General features: G+C 68.7%; 14 protein-coding genes. 12 read left to right on the top strand and 2 right to left on the bottom strand.

Going from position 1 to position 13,382, the window contains the following annotated elements; genetic code table 11:
* The first annotated feature begins 10 nt into the window (after positions 1-10).
* The gene (locus tag GOAMI_RS16905) at positions 11-1,357 is read left to right on the top strand and encodes an aminotransferase class V-fold PLP-dependent enzyme (RefSeq protein ID WP_006437779.1); all 1,347 of its coding nucleotides are present in this window, start codon (positions 11-13) and stop codon (positions 1,355-1,357) included.
* Positions 1,354-1,806 (top strand): hypothetical protein, encoded by a 453-nt coding sequence (locus tag GOAMI_RS16900; protein ID WP_006437778.1) that lies wholly within the window; start codon positions 1,354-1,356, stop codon positions 1,804-1,806. The genes GOAMI_RS16905 and GOAMI_RS16900 overlap by 4 nt, the downstream gene beginning before the upstream one ends.
* 78 nt (positions 1,807-1,884) lie before the next feature.
* Here GOAMI_RS16900 and GOAMI_RS16895 read toward each other — a convergent pair whose 3' ends face one another.
* Positions 1,885-2,397 (bottom strand): inorganic diphosphatase, encoded by a 513-nt coding sequence (locus GOAMI_RS16895; protein ID WP_006437777.1) that lies wholly within the window; start codon positions 2,395-2,397, stop codon positions 1,885-1,887.
* A gap of 227 nt (positions 2,398-2,624) precedes the next feature.
* Between GOAMI_RS16895 and dacB the strand changes: the two genes are divergently transcribed.
* Genes dacB through tilS form a run of 3 tightly spaced genes read left to right on the top strand, consistent with a single transcriptional unit; the run spans position 2,625 to position 6,054 of the window.
* Positions 2,625-4,025 (top strand): D-alanyl-D-alanine carboxypeptidase/D-alanyl-D-alanine endopeptidase, encoded by a 1,401-nt coding sequence (gene dacB, locus GOAMI_RS16890; protein ID WP_488154052.1) that lies wholly within the window; start codon positions 2,625-2,627, stop codon positions 4,023-4,025.
* Complete coding sequence (locus tag GOAMI_RS16885) at positions 4,022-5,119, top strand: zinc-dependent metalloprotease (RefSeq protein WP_006437775.1); 1,098 nt, start codon at positions 4,022-4,024, stop codon at positions 5,117-5,119. The genes dacB and GOAMI_RS16885 overlap by 4 nt, the downstream gene beginning before the upstream one ends.
* On the top strand, positions 5,098-6,054 hold the full coding sequence (gene tilS, locus GOAMI_RS16880; protein WP_040004932.1) for a tRNA lysidine(34) synthetase TilS: 957 nt from the start codon (positions 5,098-5,100) through the stop codon (positions 6,052-6,054). The genes GOAMI_RS16885 and tilS overlap by 22 nt, the downstream gene beginning before the upstream one ends.
* Positions 6,055-6,084: 30 nt before the next feature.
* Here tilS and GOAMI_RS16875 read toward each other — a convergent pair whose 3' ends face one another.
* Entirely contained in the window at positions 6,085-6,810 is a 726-nt protein-coding gene (locus GOAMI_RS16875) for a DUF8020 domain-containing protein (protein WP_006437773.1), read from the bottom strand.
* Positions 6,811-7,130: 320 nt separating this feature from the next.
* Here GOAMI_RS16875 and hpt point away from each other — a divergent pair, with 320 nt between their 5' ends.
* The 7 genes from hpt (at position 7,131) to GOAMI_RS16840 (ending at position 13,263) form a co-directional block, all read left to right on the top strand.
* Complete coding sequence (gene hpt, locus GOAMI_RS16870; protein ID WP_024499383.1) at positions 7,131-7,694, top strand: hypoxanthine phosphoribosyltransferase; 564 nt, start codon at positions 7,131-7,133, stop codon at positions 7,692-7,694.
* Between the two features lie 176 nt (positions 7,695-7,870).
* The gene (ftsH, locus tag GOAMI_RS16865; RefSeq protein ID WP_006437771.1) at positions 7,871-10,285 is read left to right on the top strand and encodes an ATP-dependent zinc metalloprotease FtsH; all 2,415 of its coding nucleotides are present in this window, start codon (positions 7,871-7,873) and stop codon (positions 10,283-10,285) included.
* A 10-nt stretch (positions 10,286-10,295) separates the two neighbouring features.
* Positions 10,296-10,907 carry a GTP cyclohydrolase I FolE gene (folE, locus tag GOAMI_RS16860; protein WP_006437770.1) on the top strand — a complete coding sequence of 204 codons (612 nt, stop codon included), beginning with the start codon at positions 10,296-10,298 and terminating at the stop codon, positions 10,905-10,907.
* A gap of 38 nt (positions 10,908-10,945) precedes the next feature.
* Positions 10,946-11,854, top strand: a complete 909-nt coding sequence (gene folP, locus GOAMI_RS16855) for a dihydropteroate synthase (protein ID WP_006437769.1) — start codon at positions 10,946-10,948, stop codon at positions 11,852-11,854.
* A complete protein-coding gene (folB, locus tag GOAMI_RS16850; RefSeq protein WP_006437768.1) occupies positions 11,847-12,218 on the top strand; it encodes a dihydroneopterin aldolase in 372 nt (123 codons plus the stop codon). Before folP ends, folB begins: the two co-directional genes overlap by 8 nt.
* Positions 12,215-12,751: a 2-amino-4-hydroxy-6-hydroxymethyldihydropteridine diphosphokinase gene (gene folK, locus GOAMI_RS16845; protein ID WP_006437767.1), complete on the top strand. Its 537-nt coding sequence runs from the start codon at positions 12,215-12,217 to the stop codon at positions 12,749-12,751. The genes folB and folK overlap by 4 nt, the downstream gene beginning before the upstream one ends.
* Positions 12,748-13,263: a DUF3180 domain-containing protein gene (locus tag GOAMI_RS16840; RefSeq protein WP_006437766.1), complete on the top strand. Its 516-nt coding sequence runs from the start codon at positions 12,748-12,750 to the stop codon at positions 13,261-13,263. Before folK ends, GOAMI_RS16840 begins: the two co-directional genes overlap by 4 nt.
* The last annotated feature ends 119 nt before the right edge of the window (positions 13,264-13,382 follow it).

Here is a 13,382-nt window from a genome sequence, read left to right as displayed (position 1 = left end):
AGTTCTCGTCATGACTGCTGTGCTGTCGGCACCCGTCACACCCGCCCGTCCTGTCCGCGATGCACCGGTGTTCGCCGACCGTGGGCCGTTCATCCCCGCGCTTGCAGCGGTCGTCGGCTCGGATGCACAGGTCCCCGTCGCCGCCGGGCGCAGCGTCGGTTACGCCAATCTCGACTACGCGGCGAGCGCGCCGGCGCTGGCGTCGGTCGCCGCGCAGGTCGCCGAAGCCCTCGGCGAGTACGCGAGCGTGCACCGCGGCGCGGGCCACCTGTCGCAGATCACCACCCGCCGATACGAGGCCGCGCGTGAGACCGTCCGCGAGTTCGTCCGCGGCCGCGTCGACGACACGGTCGTCTTCACCCGCAACACCACCGACGCGATCAATCTCGCCGCCCACATCACTCCCGGCGACGTCGTGGTCCTCGACATCGCGCACCACGCCAGCCTGCTGCCGTGGTGCGCACCGAAGGACGACCGCACCCGCGCCCGCGTGGTGACCGCCTGCAACACGATCGAGGACACCCTCGTGGCGATCGACGCCGAACTCGCCTCGCAGCCGGCCTCGCTGCTCGCGGTGACCGCCGCGTCGAACGTCACCGGTGAGGTCCTCCCGATCGGCCGGCTGGCCTCCATCGCCCACCGCCGTGGCGCGCGCATCCTGGTCGACGCGGCGCAGCTCGTCGCGCACCGTCCCATCTCGATCGTCAGCCACGGCATCGATTACCTGGCCTTCTCCGGCCACAAGGCGTACGCGCCGTTCGGCGCCGGGGTCCTCATCGGCCGTTCCGACTGGTTCGACGCCGCCGACCCCTACCTCGCCGGCGGAGGCGCGACCGCCGACGTCGACCTCCCTCGCGGCGGCAACACCGCCGGCGCCACCTGGCACACCGGCGCTGCTCGTCACGAAGCCGGTTCGCCGAACGTGCTCGGTGCGGTGTCGATCGCCGAGGCGTGCACCGCGCTGGCCGAGCTGGGACCCGAGGCCATCGGTTTCCACGAACTCCGGCTCAGCGAAAGGCTCGACGCCGGACTGGCGCGCATCGACGGTGTGCGACCGCTGCAGATCTTCACCGACTCCACCGACCGCGTCGGCATCGCCGGGTTCACCGTCGACGGCGTCGCGCCGCGGGCCGTGGCGGAGTACCTGAGCGACGAGCACGGAATCGGCGTGCGCGACGGCAAGTTCTGTGCCCACCCGCTGCTCAAGCGGCTCGGTCATCCGGAGGGTGCCGTCCGTGCGAGCTTCGGAGCGGGCACCACCTCCGACGACATCGACCGCCTGCTCGACGCACTCGCGTCGCGCTGCGTCACCACGACCATCACCCGACCCGAACTCGACGAGGGGTACCCGGCATGACCATCGAACTCTCCACATCGCCCACCGCTGTCACCATCGGTCGTCCGGGCTTCCAGGTCGCGGTCGCGGGAGATGCTGTGGCATTGACTTTCCCGATCGTCGTGCGTCGTCAGACGCTGCGGGACGCCCAGCGTGCACGCGCGCTGCTGCGGGCGGGCACCCACGACCAGGCGAATTTCGCGGTCGCCCTCGAGGTCGAGGTGGCCATCGCGCCGCACGCGGCGTCGGCTCGCGCCGCCGTTGAGCACGCCGGTTCCTCCACCGACGACTCGGAGACCATCCGCTACGTCGGCACCGCCCACGGTCTGATCACGCTGCTGCGCGACATCTACGTCGCCGAGGTCGCCGACGCCGTGATCCTGGTCCCGATCGACGGTTCGGCCACCGACCGTCGAATCCGCGAGCAGGTGCTGCCGGTCTTCGCCGACGTGCGTCACCGCGTCGCCTGACGACGCCGGAGCGAAACGCAACGACCGCCGACGACAGCATGTGTCGTCGGCGGTCGGTGTACGACTCCTGAGGTGGCGTCAGCCGCGCGAGGGCTCGTTGGCCTCCTCGGGATGTGCCGCGAGACGGTCGATGGCCTCCTGGGCGACCTTCTCGGCAGCCTCCCGGCCGACCCAGCCGCCCGGCTGGACCTCCTTGCCGGGCTCGAGGTCCTTGTAGTGCTCGAAGAAGTGCGAGATGGGGCCCAGTTCGAACTCCGACACGTCGGAGATGTCCTTGATGTGGTCCCAGCGCACGTCACCCGCGGGCACGCACAGCAGCTTGTCGTCGCCGCCGGCCTCATCGGTCATCGTGTACATACCGACGATGCGGGCGCGCACGATGATGCCGGGGAACACCGACTCGGGCAGCAGGACCATCGCGTCGAGCGGGTCGCCGTCCTCGCCGAGGGTGCCGTCGATGTATCCGTAGTCGGCCGGGTAGCCCATCGAGGTGTACAGGTAGCGGTCGAGGTAGACCTTGCCCGTCTCGTGGTCGACCTCGTACTTGTTACGGCCACCTTTGGGGATCTCGATGGTCACATCGAATTCCACTGTTCCTCCTGGCAGTTGCGGATCGGGGGTGTGATCGCCCGGGCGGCCCAGATGGCCGCGCGTCGCAACAACGATACTGTTAGTCCGACGACCTCGGACTTCGTACCCCCGCAGTTCGCGGGTGTGGCGGATGTCCGGGTCGCTCACATCCGACATTCCGGCCGGGTGGTGCGCCGACCAGTGGCGTCGTCACCGTCGGTGTGCAGTTCGAGAGATCCGGAGGCTTCGTGGGCGCATCCACCAGACCCGCAGGTCGCGAAGGCAGACCCCGCAGTCGCAAACTCCTCTGGTGGACGATCGCCGCAGTCGTGATCCTCGCGCTGGCGTCGACCGCGGCAGTGGTCGTTGCACTCCGGCTCGACAAGGAGGCCGAGCTGCCGCCGGGAATCCCGCCGCAGCCCGCCGCGATCTCCGTCGACCCGCGGATCGACCCGGTCGTCGCCTCCGCCCCGTCGCCGACGCCGGCCGGGGTGTCCCGAGCGATCGCACCTGCACTGCGGAATCCGGCGCTCGGCGTCCTGAGCGGCATGATCTCCGACTCGCTGACCGGCGAGATCCTGTGGTCGCGCAATCCCGACCGTCCGCGTATCCCCGCGTCGAACGACAAGGTGCTCTCGGCCGCCGCCTTCCTGGAGGCGATGCCGCACGACGCGCGGGTGACGACCACCGTCGTCGCCGGGTCCGACGGACAGGTGATCCTCAGGGGTGCCGGCGACCCCACGCTGTCGGCGCAGCCGGCCCGCGCGGACACCTTCTACAGCGAGCCCGGCCGCATCGCCGACCTCGCCGACCAGATCAAACAGGCCGGGATTCCGGTCTCCTCGGTCGCGGTTGATCTCAGCGCCTTCTCGGGTCCGACGATGGACCGCACGTGGGACCGTCGAGACATCCAGGGCGGCGACATCGCCCCGATCGAGTCGCTGATGGTCGACGGCGCCCGGCTCGAGCCGCTCGACGAGTACTCACCCCGCTCGGCGACGCCCGGAATCATGGCCGGGGAGGCGTTGGCCGCCGCGCTGGGTGTGGACGCACCGGTGACCGAGGCATCCGCACCCGCGGGCGACCGCGTCATCGCGCAGGTCGAGTCCGCGCCCCTGGTGACACGGGTCAACGACATGCTCCGCCACAGCGACAACGTGCTGGCCGAGACGCTGTCGATCGAACTCTCGGTGCATCGCGGTGGACCGGCGACCCTGGCCGCCGGAGTCGACGCCGTCGAGCAGGTCCTCTCCACCACGTTCCCCGACCAGTGGGAGGGCACCACACTGGCCGACGCGTCGGGCATCTCCTACGCCAACCGCACCACCCCCGCGTTGCTCGACGCGGTGATGACAGCGGCCAGCGGACCCTCGCGGCCGGCGCTGCGACCGATGCTCGACGGACTGCCGATCGCCGCCGGCACCGGCACCCTCGCCGACCGTTTCCCGATCGCCACCACTCCGGGTGCCGGATGGGTGCGCGCGAAGACCGGAACACTGACCGGGGTCAGTTCGTTGACGGGCATAGTGCAAACGATCGACGGCCGCGTGCTGTCGTTCGCCCTGATGTCCGGCGGCACCTCGCCGGCGGACGCGAGACCCGCCCTCGACGCCGTGGTGGGCCAACTCAGAGAGTGCGGGTGCCGATGAGCATGCCTGGAACCGACAGCAAGACCGAGGTCGAGCCGGTGAGTGAGGACACTCGCCTGAGCATCGGGTCGCAGATCGACTGGCCCCTCGCCGCTTCGACCGCGAAACGCCTCGTCCGGTCCGGCCCCAAGACCACGGCCTACACCTACGAGGCCGCGCAGGCCGAACTCGGCGACGCGGCGACTCGGGCGGAGGCACCGGTTCGCGAGATCACCGGTCTCGCCGACGGACTCCGCATCCCGACGACCCGCATCCTCGACCGGCCGGGCTGGATCGACGCGGCCTCCGACTCGATGCGATCGATGCTGGGGGCCGACGCCGCCGGCACCGACGTGGGTTCGCACGGCCTCGCCGCCAAGTTCGGCGGTGTCCAGGCCGGGGGTCTGCTGGCCTTTCTCTCCACGGCCATCCTCGGCCAGTACGATCCGTTCACGCCCGACCCGGAGACCGGTGAACCCGGCGTGCTGATGGTCGTGACACCCAACATCATCAACGTCGAACGGCAGCTCAAGGTCGTGCCGTCCGACTTCCGGCTGTGGGTCTGCCTCCACGAGGTGACCCACCGCGTGCAGTTCTCGGCCAACCCGTGGCTGCGTGATTACATGCAGGACAACGTCGCCGTGCTCACCTCCGAGACCGGTGAGTCGGCCACCGAGATCGTCACGCGGATGACCAAGGCACTCAGGGGGTCCGAACCCCGCGAGAAGGGCATCATCGGCGCGATGCAGCTGCTGCAGAGCCCTGCGCAGTTCGAAGCCTTCCAGCGGATGATGGTCCTGGGCACGCTGCTCGAGGGCCACGCCGATCACGTGATGGATGCCGTCGGCCCGGCGCACGTCCCGTCCGTCGCGCGCATCCGCACCGCATTCGACAAGCGCCGCAAGGCACCGCAGAACCCGGTTCAGCGCATCATCCGCGCTCTCATCGGCATGGACGCCAAGATCGCGCAGTACATCCGCGGCAAGGCCTTCGTCGACGAGGTGGTGGAAACCGTCGGCATGGATCGGTTCAACACGGTGTGGACCTCACCGGACACGATGCCGCTCCCGGACGAGATCGACACCCCGCAGGCATGGATTCGACGCGTGCTGTGACGCGGGTGGTCGCGGAATTCGCGACCACCTGGCTCGACGGTCCGCGCTCATCGGTCTGTGTCGGGCTGTCCGGCGGCGCGGACTCGCTCGCCCTGACGGCGACGGCCGTCGGCGCGGGACTCGACGTCACCGCGCTGGTCGTCGACCACGGTCTCCAGAAGGGTTCCGCCGGCGTCGCCGCCCGCGCCGCCGAGACCGCACGCGGACTCGGTGCGGACGCGCGCGTGCTCGAGGTCAGGGTCGGGACCCGCGGGGGACTCGAAGCCGCTGCCCGGGACGCACGGTACGCGGCGCTCGACGCCGCCCGGGAAGGTCGACCGGTACTTCTCGCGCACACCGCCGACGACCAGGCCGAGACGGTACTGCTCGGACTGGCACGCGGTTCCGGGGCACGATCGATCGCCGGCATGCGGGCGTGGAAGGCGCCATGGGGGCGGCCGCTGCTGCCGGTCCGCCGAATGCAGACGCTGGCCGTGTGCACCGAACTCGGCCTGGCGATGCACCACGACCCACACAACCGCGACCCACGGTTCACCCGGGTGCGGTTGCGGGCCGAGGTGATCCCGTTGCTCGACGACGTGCTCCGGGGCGGCGTCGTCGACGCGCTGGTCCGAACCGCGGACGGCCTGCAGGACGACAACGACGCCCTCGACGGCTGGGCGGAGACGGTATGGGGGAGTGCCGCGACAACCGGCGGGCTCGAGATCGCACCGCTGCACGATCTGCCGCGAGCTGTGCGGACCCGGGTGATCCGCCGCTGGCTGCTCGACATCGGGGCGACCGAGCCGACGCACCGGGTCATCGGCGCGGTGGACCGGCTCGTCGTCGGGCCCGCAGCCGGGGGTGCGCAGGTGGCGATCGGCGGCGACCCGGGCGTGCGGACCGTCGTGGAACGTGTCGACGAAAAGCTGACGGTCCGCCTCACCGAGAGGTGAGACGGACCGTCGTGTCGTCGATTCAGCGCATCACCGCTTCTTGGGCGGCGTGAACGGCGAGTTGATCGTGTTGAAGTAGTGGATCGCTGCACCGATCAGCGTGCCACCGCCGCCGATGGCGAGACCGACGAGGCCGCCGACTGCAGCCGCCGGCGCGACTCCGGCGAGACAACCCACGACTGGCGCAGCGAGCTGCAAGACCGTGCAAGCGAATACTCCGCCAACGATCGCGCCGATGATTGTGCCGACCAATGACGAGACGCTCGTGCCCGCACTCAGCTGCTGCTGGAAGCGTGTCAGCGCCTGGTCGTCCCGCTCCTGACGGGTCTGAGGTGCGGCGACCTGGTGCCGGGCGATGCCGCGGACCTTCTCCACCTCCACCGGATTCACCGGCACAGCTCGCGCCGCATTCTTGGACGGAATCAGCGTGACTTTGTTTCCGGCCTCACGTGCGTCGATCGGGAATTGCAGGTACTCGCTGCGATAGGCGAGGGGCATGCGGAAAAGCTCCGTGCCGGATAGATCCCGAATCGACAAAGCCCCGTTTTCCGTGCTCGCCGACGCATTGTGAAGGGTCAGTGTCAGCGACGACGCATTCCACGACGCGTCGTAGGTGGGGATTCCGGGTTTCTTCGGTGCTGCCTGTGCGGTACCGGCCAGGGCCGTGATCGCAACTGTGGCAAGAGATATGGCAACGGCGACCAATGTTCGCGTGCGGATACGCGACAAGGCCCCGTCCTGTCGATCTGTTGACATAAGAGATAGAACTTTCCGTGGAGGGGATAGTTCCCCAAGGGGGTGTCGGGGAACTGAGAACGATCGTATTCGCAGGGGGTGACATTCCCTGCATCACCCGCGGTGACACGGGGCTCATTCACGTTCACAAACCACATCGCGTAATAGTCAGGTAATGTTTCACGAGTGGCCGATGTTACTGTTCGTTACCCCACTGTGACGCAGTTGAGCGGGTGGAGTCGTCGTTTAGTACGAACAACTGACACTCGCGTCAGCCCGATGTCGGCCCGCAGTTCGCACCCGTCGTCCATGTGACCCGGGAAACATGACAAGCTGTGAAGGTGCAGTCTGCAGACCCCTATGCCGCTGACATCGATGCTGTTCTGATCACCGAGGAACAGATCCGGCAGCGCACCGTCGAACTCGCCCGGTCCGTCGCCTCCCGTTACGCCGAGATCGAGGACGACCTGGTCCTGATCGGTGTGCTCAAGGGCGCGGTCATGTTCATGACCGATTTCGCCCGTGCCCTGCCGATCCCGTCCCAGCTGGAGTTCATGGCGGTGTCGAGTTACGGGTCGTCGACCTCCTCGTCGGGCGTCGTGCGAATTCTCAAGGACCTCGACCGCGACATCGAGGGACGCGACGTGCTGATCGTCGAGGACATCATCGACTCCGGCCTCACGCTGTCGTGGCTGATGAAGAACCTCGCCACGCGTTCGCCCCGCAGCATCGAGGTGTGCACGCTGCTCCGCAAGCCCGAGGCCGTGCGGTCGCCGGTGCGCGTCGCCGACGTGGGCTTCGACATCCCGAACGAGTTCGTCGTCGGATACGGACTCGACTACGCCGAGCGATACCGGGACCTGCCGTACATCGGGCGCCTCAAGCCCGCGGTCTACAGCAGCTGACCCGTCGGCGTCCACGCGACGCCCGCGCGTCGTGGCGGTGGATCTTCCGCGGGAACGGTTTCACCAGCGTGATCGTTGACCGGTAGCCTCAATGTGTACGTCGATGGGAAGGACATGGGAACGGAGTGGGCGCCGGGACTCGATCCCGCGCGCCGGTCGGACCCCCACCAACTGGCATGAACCGTAAGACAGTCTTCCGCAACCTCGCCATCCTGGCGCTCGTCCTGCTCGCCCTGTGGGGCTGGAGCGTGATGAGCAACTCCGACCGCGAGTACCGGGGCGTCGACACCTCCGTCGCGCTGGAGCAGCTGAACAAGAAGAACACCAAGTTCATCAGCATCGACGACCGCGAGCAGCAGCTGCGCATCGAGCTCAACTCCCCGATCAAGGTCAACGACGCCGACGCGGACAAGATCAGCACCAAGTACCCCGCACAGGCCGGTGACCAGATCTTCGACGCGGTCCAGAAGACCGGCACGAAGTACACCACCAATGTGAACGAGCAGTCGGTGCTCTGGCAGATCCTCATCTTCGTGCTGCCGATGATCCTGCTGTTCGGTCTGTTCTTCTTCGTGATGAGCCGCATGCAGGGCGGCGGCCGCGGTGGCGTCATGGGCTTCGGCAAATCGAAGGCCAAGCAGCTGAGCAAGGACATGCCGAAGACGACCTTCGCCGATGTCGCCGGCGCCGACGAGGCCGTCGAGGAGCTCTACGAGATCAAGGACTTCCTCCAGAATCCGGCGCGCTATCAGGCGCTGGGCGCGAAGATCCCGAGAGGCGTGCTCCTGTTCGGCCCGCCCGGAACCGGCAAGACCCTGCTGGCGCGCGCGGTTGCCGGTGAGGCCGGTGTCCCGTTCTTCACGATCTCCGGCTCGGACTTCGTCGAGATGTTCGTCGGTGTCGGCGCCTCCCGTGTGCGGGACCTGTTCGAGCAGGCCAAGAACAACAGTCCCTGCATCATCTTCGTCGACGAGATCGACGCCGTCGGCCGCCAGCGCGGCGCAGGCCTCGGTGGTGGCCACGACGAACGCGAGCAGACACTCAACCAGCTCCTCGTGGAGATGGACGGCTTCGGTGACCGGTCCGGCGTCATCCTGATCGCGGCGACCAACCGGCCCGACATCCTCGATCCCGCGTTGCTGCGCCCCGGGCGCTTCGACCGTCAGATCCCGGTCGGCAACCCCGACATGGCCGGACGTCGCGCGATCCTCAAGGTGCACGCCAAGGGCAAGCCGATCGATTCCGACGCCGACCTCGACGGTCTCGCCAAGCGCACTCCGGGCATGTCCGGCGCCGACCTGGCGAACGTCGTCAACGAGGCCGCGCTGCTCACCGCACGTGAGAACAAGCAGACGATCACCGCCGAGGCGCTCGAGGAAGCCGTTGACCGTGTGATCGGCGGACCGCGTCGTAAGAGTCGGATCATCAGCGAACACGAGCGCAAGGTCGTGGCGTACCACGAGGGCGGCCACACCCTGGCGGCCTGGGCGATGCCCGACCTCGATCCGATCTACAAGGTCACGATCCTCGCGCGCGGCCGCACCGGCGGCCACGCCCTGGCTGTCCCCGAGCAGGACAAGGACCTGATGACGCGGTCGGAGATGATCGCCCGCCTGGTGATGGCGATGGGTGGTCGTGCCGCCGAGGAACTCGTCTTCCACGAGCCGACCACCGGCGCGTCGTCGGACATCGACCAGGCCACCAAGATCGCACGGGCGATGGTCACCGAGTACGGCATGAGCGCGAAGCTGGGCGCCGTGCGATACGGCCAGGACCAGGGCGACCCGTTCCTGGGTCGTTCGATGGGTGCGCAGTCGGCCTACTCCGCCGAGATCGCCAACGAGATCGACGACGAGGTCCGTCGTCTCATCGAGGCGGCGCACACCGAGGCGTGGGCGATCCTCACCGAGTATCGCGACACCCTCGACGTGCTCGCCACCGAACTCCTCGAGAAGGAGACGCTGACCCGCAAGGATCTGGAGAAGATCTTCTCCGAGGTCGTCAAGCGTCCGCGGATCACCGCGTTCAACGAATTCGGTGACCGGACGCCGAGCGACAAGCCGCCGGTGAAGACGCCGGGCGAGCTCGCCATCGAGCGCGGCGAGCCGTGGCCCCCGCCGGAGGAGGCGAAGGTCGCCGAGCCCGTCGGTGCCGGGTACCCGGGTGGTGCGCAGGTGCCGGGTCAGGTGCCGAACTACCCGCCGATCTACCCGGAGCCGGGTGCTGCTTCGGGAGGGCCGGTTCCGCCGGCGCCGGGGAACCCGAACCCCCACTACCCGAACCCGCAGTACCCGAATCCGCAGTATCCGGGTCCGCAGAACCCGGGTCCCCAATATCCGAATCCGCAGTATCCGAACCCGCAGTACCCGAACCCGGGTCAGTCCACGCCCGCTCCGGGTGGCCCGTACACCGGTGGCACGCGGCCGGACTACGGTGCCCCGCGGGACTGGTCGGCGCCGGGGTGGCCGCCGGAACAGCCCTCGACCGAGCGTCCCGGCTCCAACGGGACCAACGGCTGGGACCGGCGCGGCGAGAACGGGACCACCCGACCGGACAGTGCCGGTGAGGGTGAAAACGGGCGAAGCTCGTAAGGTTTGACGCATGACGATCAGCAAGGGGCACGACGCCGTGGTGGATGGGCACCGATCGGAGTTCGATCAGGCACGTGCCGAGGCCGCGGTTCGAGAGCTGTTGCTGGCCGTCGGCGAGGATCCCGACCGTGAAGGTCTGATCCGCACGCCGACGCGCGTGGCCAACGCCTACCGCGAGATGTTCGCGGGTCTGTACACCGATCCCGACGAGGTCCTCGCCACCACGTTCGACGAGGACCACGACGAACTCGTACTGGTGAAGGACATCCCGATGTACTCCACCTGTGAGCATCATCTGGTGTCCTTCCACGGCGTCGCGCACGTCGGCTACATCCCGGGTGAGTCCGGCCGGGTCACCGGCCTGTCGAAGCTCGCGCGGCTCGTCGACCTCTACGCCAAGAGGCCGCAGGTCCAGGAGCGGCTGACGAGTCAGATCGCCGACGCCGTCATGCGCAAGCTCGGGCCCCGCGGCGTCATCGTGGTGATCGAGGCAGAGCACCTGTGCATGGCGATGCGCGGCATTCGCAAGCCCGGAGCGACCACCACGACCTCGGCCGTCCGCGGAATCTTCAAGACCAGTGCGGTATCCCGCGGCGAAGCCCTCGACCTGATCACCCGGTGAGTCCGGCTGATCTCCCGATGACCCCGTCGGAAAATCGGATGACTTCGTCAAGCGCGGTCCCGGTCGGCGGTGGGAACCACCGCACGCTGGTGATGGGCGTCCTGAACGTCACGGCCGATTCCTTCTCCGACGGCGGCCGCTATCTCGACACCGATGCGGCGGTAGCGCACGGGCTCCAACTGATCGAGCAGGGTGCCGACCTCATCGACGTCGGCGGCGAATCCACGCGTCCGGGCGCCGTGCGCGTCGAACCCGCTCTCGAGGCGCAACGTGTCGCCCCGGTCATCGCCGCCCTCGCGTCGCACGGCGCCACGGTCTCGGTCGACACCATGCGGGCCGACGTCGCGTCCGCCGCCATCGAGGCCGGCGCCGCGATCATCAACGACGTCTCGGGCGGACGCGCCGACGCCGACATGGCGCGGGTGGTCGCCGACGCCGGGCTGCCATGGGTCCTGATGCACTGGCGGCCCGCGGGCGAGAGTTCGGATCGCCGGTTCACCCATCGCAGCGGTGACGTCGGCGGATACCGCGACGTGGTCGCCGAGGTGAGCGGCGAGCTGCTGGCGCAGGTCGACGCCGCGGTCTCGGCGGGTGTCGACCCGGACCGCCTCATCCTCGATCCCGGACTCGGGTTCGCCAAGACCGCCGAGCACAACTGGGCGCTGCTGCATGCGCTGCCGACTTTCGTCGGACTGGGCTTCCCCGTCCTCGTCGGCGCCTCCCGCAAGCGGTTCCTCGGCACGCTACTCGGTCGCGACGGCGTCGACCGACCACCCGCGGGACGCGACGTCGCGACCGCGTCGATCTCGGCGCTGACCGCGGCGGCGGGGGCCTGGGGTGTCCGCGTCCACGATGTGGCGAGCAGCTACGACGCCGTCACCGTCGCCGAGGCCTGGCGTGCGGGTGGCTCACGGACCACGTTCCCGGCAGGAGGATCGCATGGCTGACCGGATCGAACTACGCGGACTGAAGGTCCGGGGCAACCACGGGGTCTTCGATCACGAACGCGCCGACGGCCAGGACTTCTTCATCGATGTCACCCTCTGGCTCGATCTGCGTGCCGCCGCCGACACCGACGATCTCGCCGAGACCGTCGACTACGGTGCACTGGCCCAGCAGGTCGCCGCGATCGTCGGGGGCGAGCCGCGCGATCTCATCGAGACGGTCGGTGCGGAGGTCGCCGAGACGATCATGGCCGACGAGCGCATCTCCGCGTGCGAGGTCACCGTGCACAAGCCGTCGGCACCGATCCCGCTGACCTTCGACGACGTCGCGGTGGTGACCCGCCGTTCCCGGAAGGGCATGCGATGAGTCGCGCGGTTCTCTCGGCCGGCTCCAACGTCGGTGATTCGCTGGGCCATCTGCGGTCGGTGGTCGAGAGCTTCGCCGACGAACTCGTCGCGGTGTCCGCGGTGTACGCGACGCCGCCCTGGGGTGGGGTCGAGCAGGACGACTTCCTCAACATCACGCTCATCGTCGACGGCCCGCTGAGCGCGCGGCAATGGCTCGACCGGGCTGCCGGTCTGGAGCAGTCCGCGGACCGAACCCGTGAGGTCCGCTGGGGACCGCGGACCCTCGATGTCGACGTCATCTCGGTGTCGGACGCCGGACGCGTCGTCGTCGACGACGACGACCCGGTCCTGACGCTTCCACATCCGCGGGCCGCAGAGCGTGCGTTCGTACTCATCCCGTGGCTGGAGATCGAACCGGAGGCCACGTTGTGGACACCTGACGGCGAGCGGTCCGTGCGTGAACTGATCGATGCGCTCGATCCCGACGAGCGGGACGCGGTCCGTGCCGTTGACCGGCTCACCGATGGCCCGGTTGGGGGTGGCACGTCATGACCCGGCCCGACCCGCACCGCCCCGGGAAGGACGACGAACAGACCGGCCTCGGTCCCACCCGCATCCGCGACCTCCTCGTCATCGCCGCGGTCACCGCCATCGCCGCGTGGATTCTGGTGCGGTACAACTACAACGACTTCCCGCCGCTGCCCCTGCTGGCCGGGATCGTGCTGTACGTGCTCGCCGCGCTCGAGGTCGTCATCGCCTTCGTCGTGCGGTCGCGGGTGGAGTCCCGCGACGTGGGTCGTGCCCGTGGGCAGCTTCATCCGCTGACCGCGGCACGAGTGCTGGCCCTGGCCAAGGCATCTGCCATCCTCGGGGCGATCGCCGTCGGGGTGTGGACCGGTCTGCTGGCCTTCCTCCTCGGCCAGCAGGATGTGGCGGCCGCCGACCACGATCGTCCCGGCGCGATCGTGGGCTTGATCGGCGGCGTGCTGTTGGTGTGCGCGGCGATGTGGCTCGAGTACTGCTGCCGGGCTCCCGACGATCCGCCCGCCGTCGGCGATTCGTGACTTCGGCTCCGTGCGAATGGCGTGGGTCGGGAGCGGATGTCGCCGAGTGGACCGATCATGGGCGACATAACACGTCGCCGATATGAGAAACTCCGTGCCCGCTTGGCCTCTGAATGTAC

This window comes from Gordonia amicalis NBRC 100051 = JCM 11271 (assembly GCF_000332995.1).
Lineage (GTDB): Bacteria > Actinomycetota > Actinomycetes > Mycobacteriales > Mycobacteriaceae > Gordonia > Gordonia amicalis.
This window is presented reverse-complemented; position numbering and strand designations above follow the sequence as displayed.

Coding starts and splice junctions, on each gene's coding strand:
- GOAMI_RS16905 (WP_006437779.1), top strand. CDS start 11: ATGACTGCTGTGCTGTCGGCACCCGTCACACCCGCCCGTCCTGTCCGC.
- GOAMI_RS16900 (WP_006437778.1), top strand. CDS start 1,354: ATGACCATCGAACTCTCCACATCGCCCACCGCTGTCACCATCGGTCGT.
- GOAMI_RS16885 (WP_006437775.1), top strand. CDS start 4,022: ATGAGCATGCCTGGAACCGACAGCAAGACCGAGGTCGAGCCGGTGAGT.
- tilS (WP_040004932.1), top strand. CDS start 5,098: ATGGATTCGACGCGTGCTGTGACGCGGGTGGTCGCGGAATTCGCGACC.
- GOAMI_RS16875 (WP_006437773.1), bottom strand. CDS start 6,810: ATGTCAACAGATCGACAGGACGGGGCCTTGTCGCGTATCCGCACGCGA.
- ftsH (WP_006437771.1), top strand. CDS start 7,871: ATGAACCGTAAGACAGTCTTCCGCAACCTCGCCATCCTGGCGCTCGTC.
- folE (WP_006437770.1), top strand. CDS start 10,296: ATGACGATCAGCAAGGGGCACGACGCCGTGGTGGATGGGCACCGATCG.
- folP (WP_006437769.1), top strand. CDS start 10,946: ATGACTTCGTCAAGCGCGGTCCCGGTCGGCGGTGGGAACCACCGCACG.
- folB (WP_006437768.1), top strand. CDS start 11,847: ATGGCTGACCGGATCGAACTACGCGGACTGAAGGTCCGGGGCAACCAC.
- folK (WP_006437767.1), top strand. CDS start 12,215: ATGAGTCGCGCGGTTCTCTCGGCCGGCTCCAACGTCGGTGATTCGCTG.
- GOAMI_RS16840 (WP_006437766.1), top strand. CDS start 12,748: ATGACCCGGCCCGACCCGCACCGCCCCGGGAAGGACGACGAACAGACC.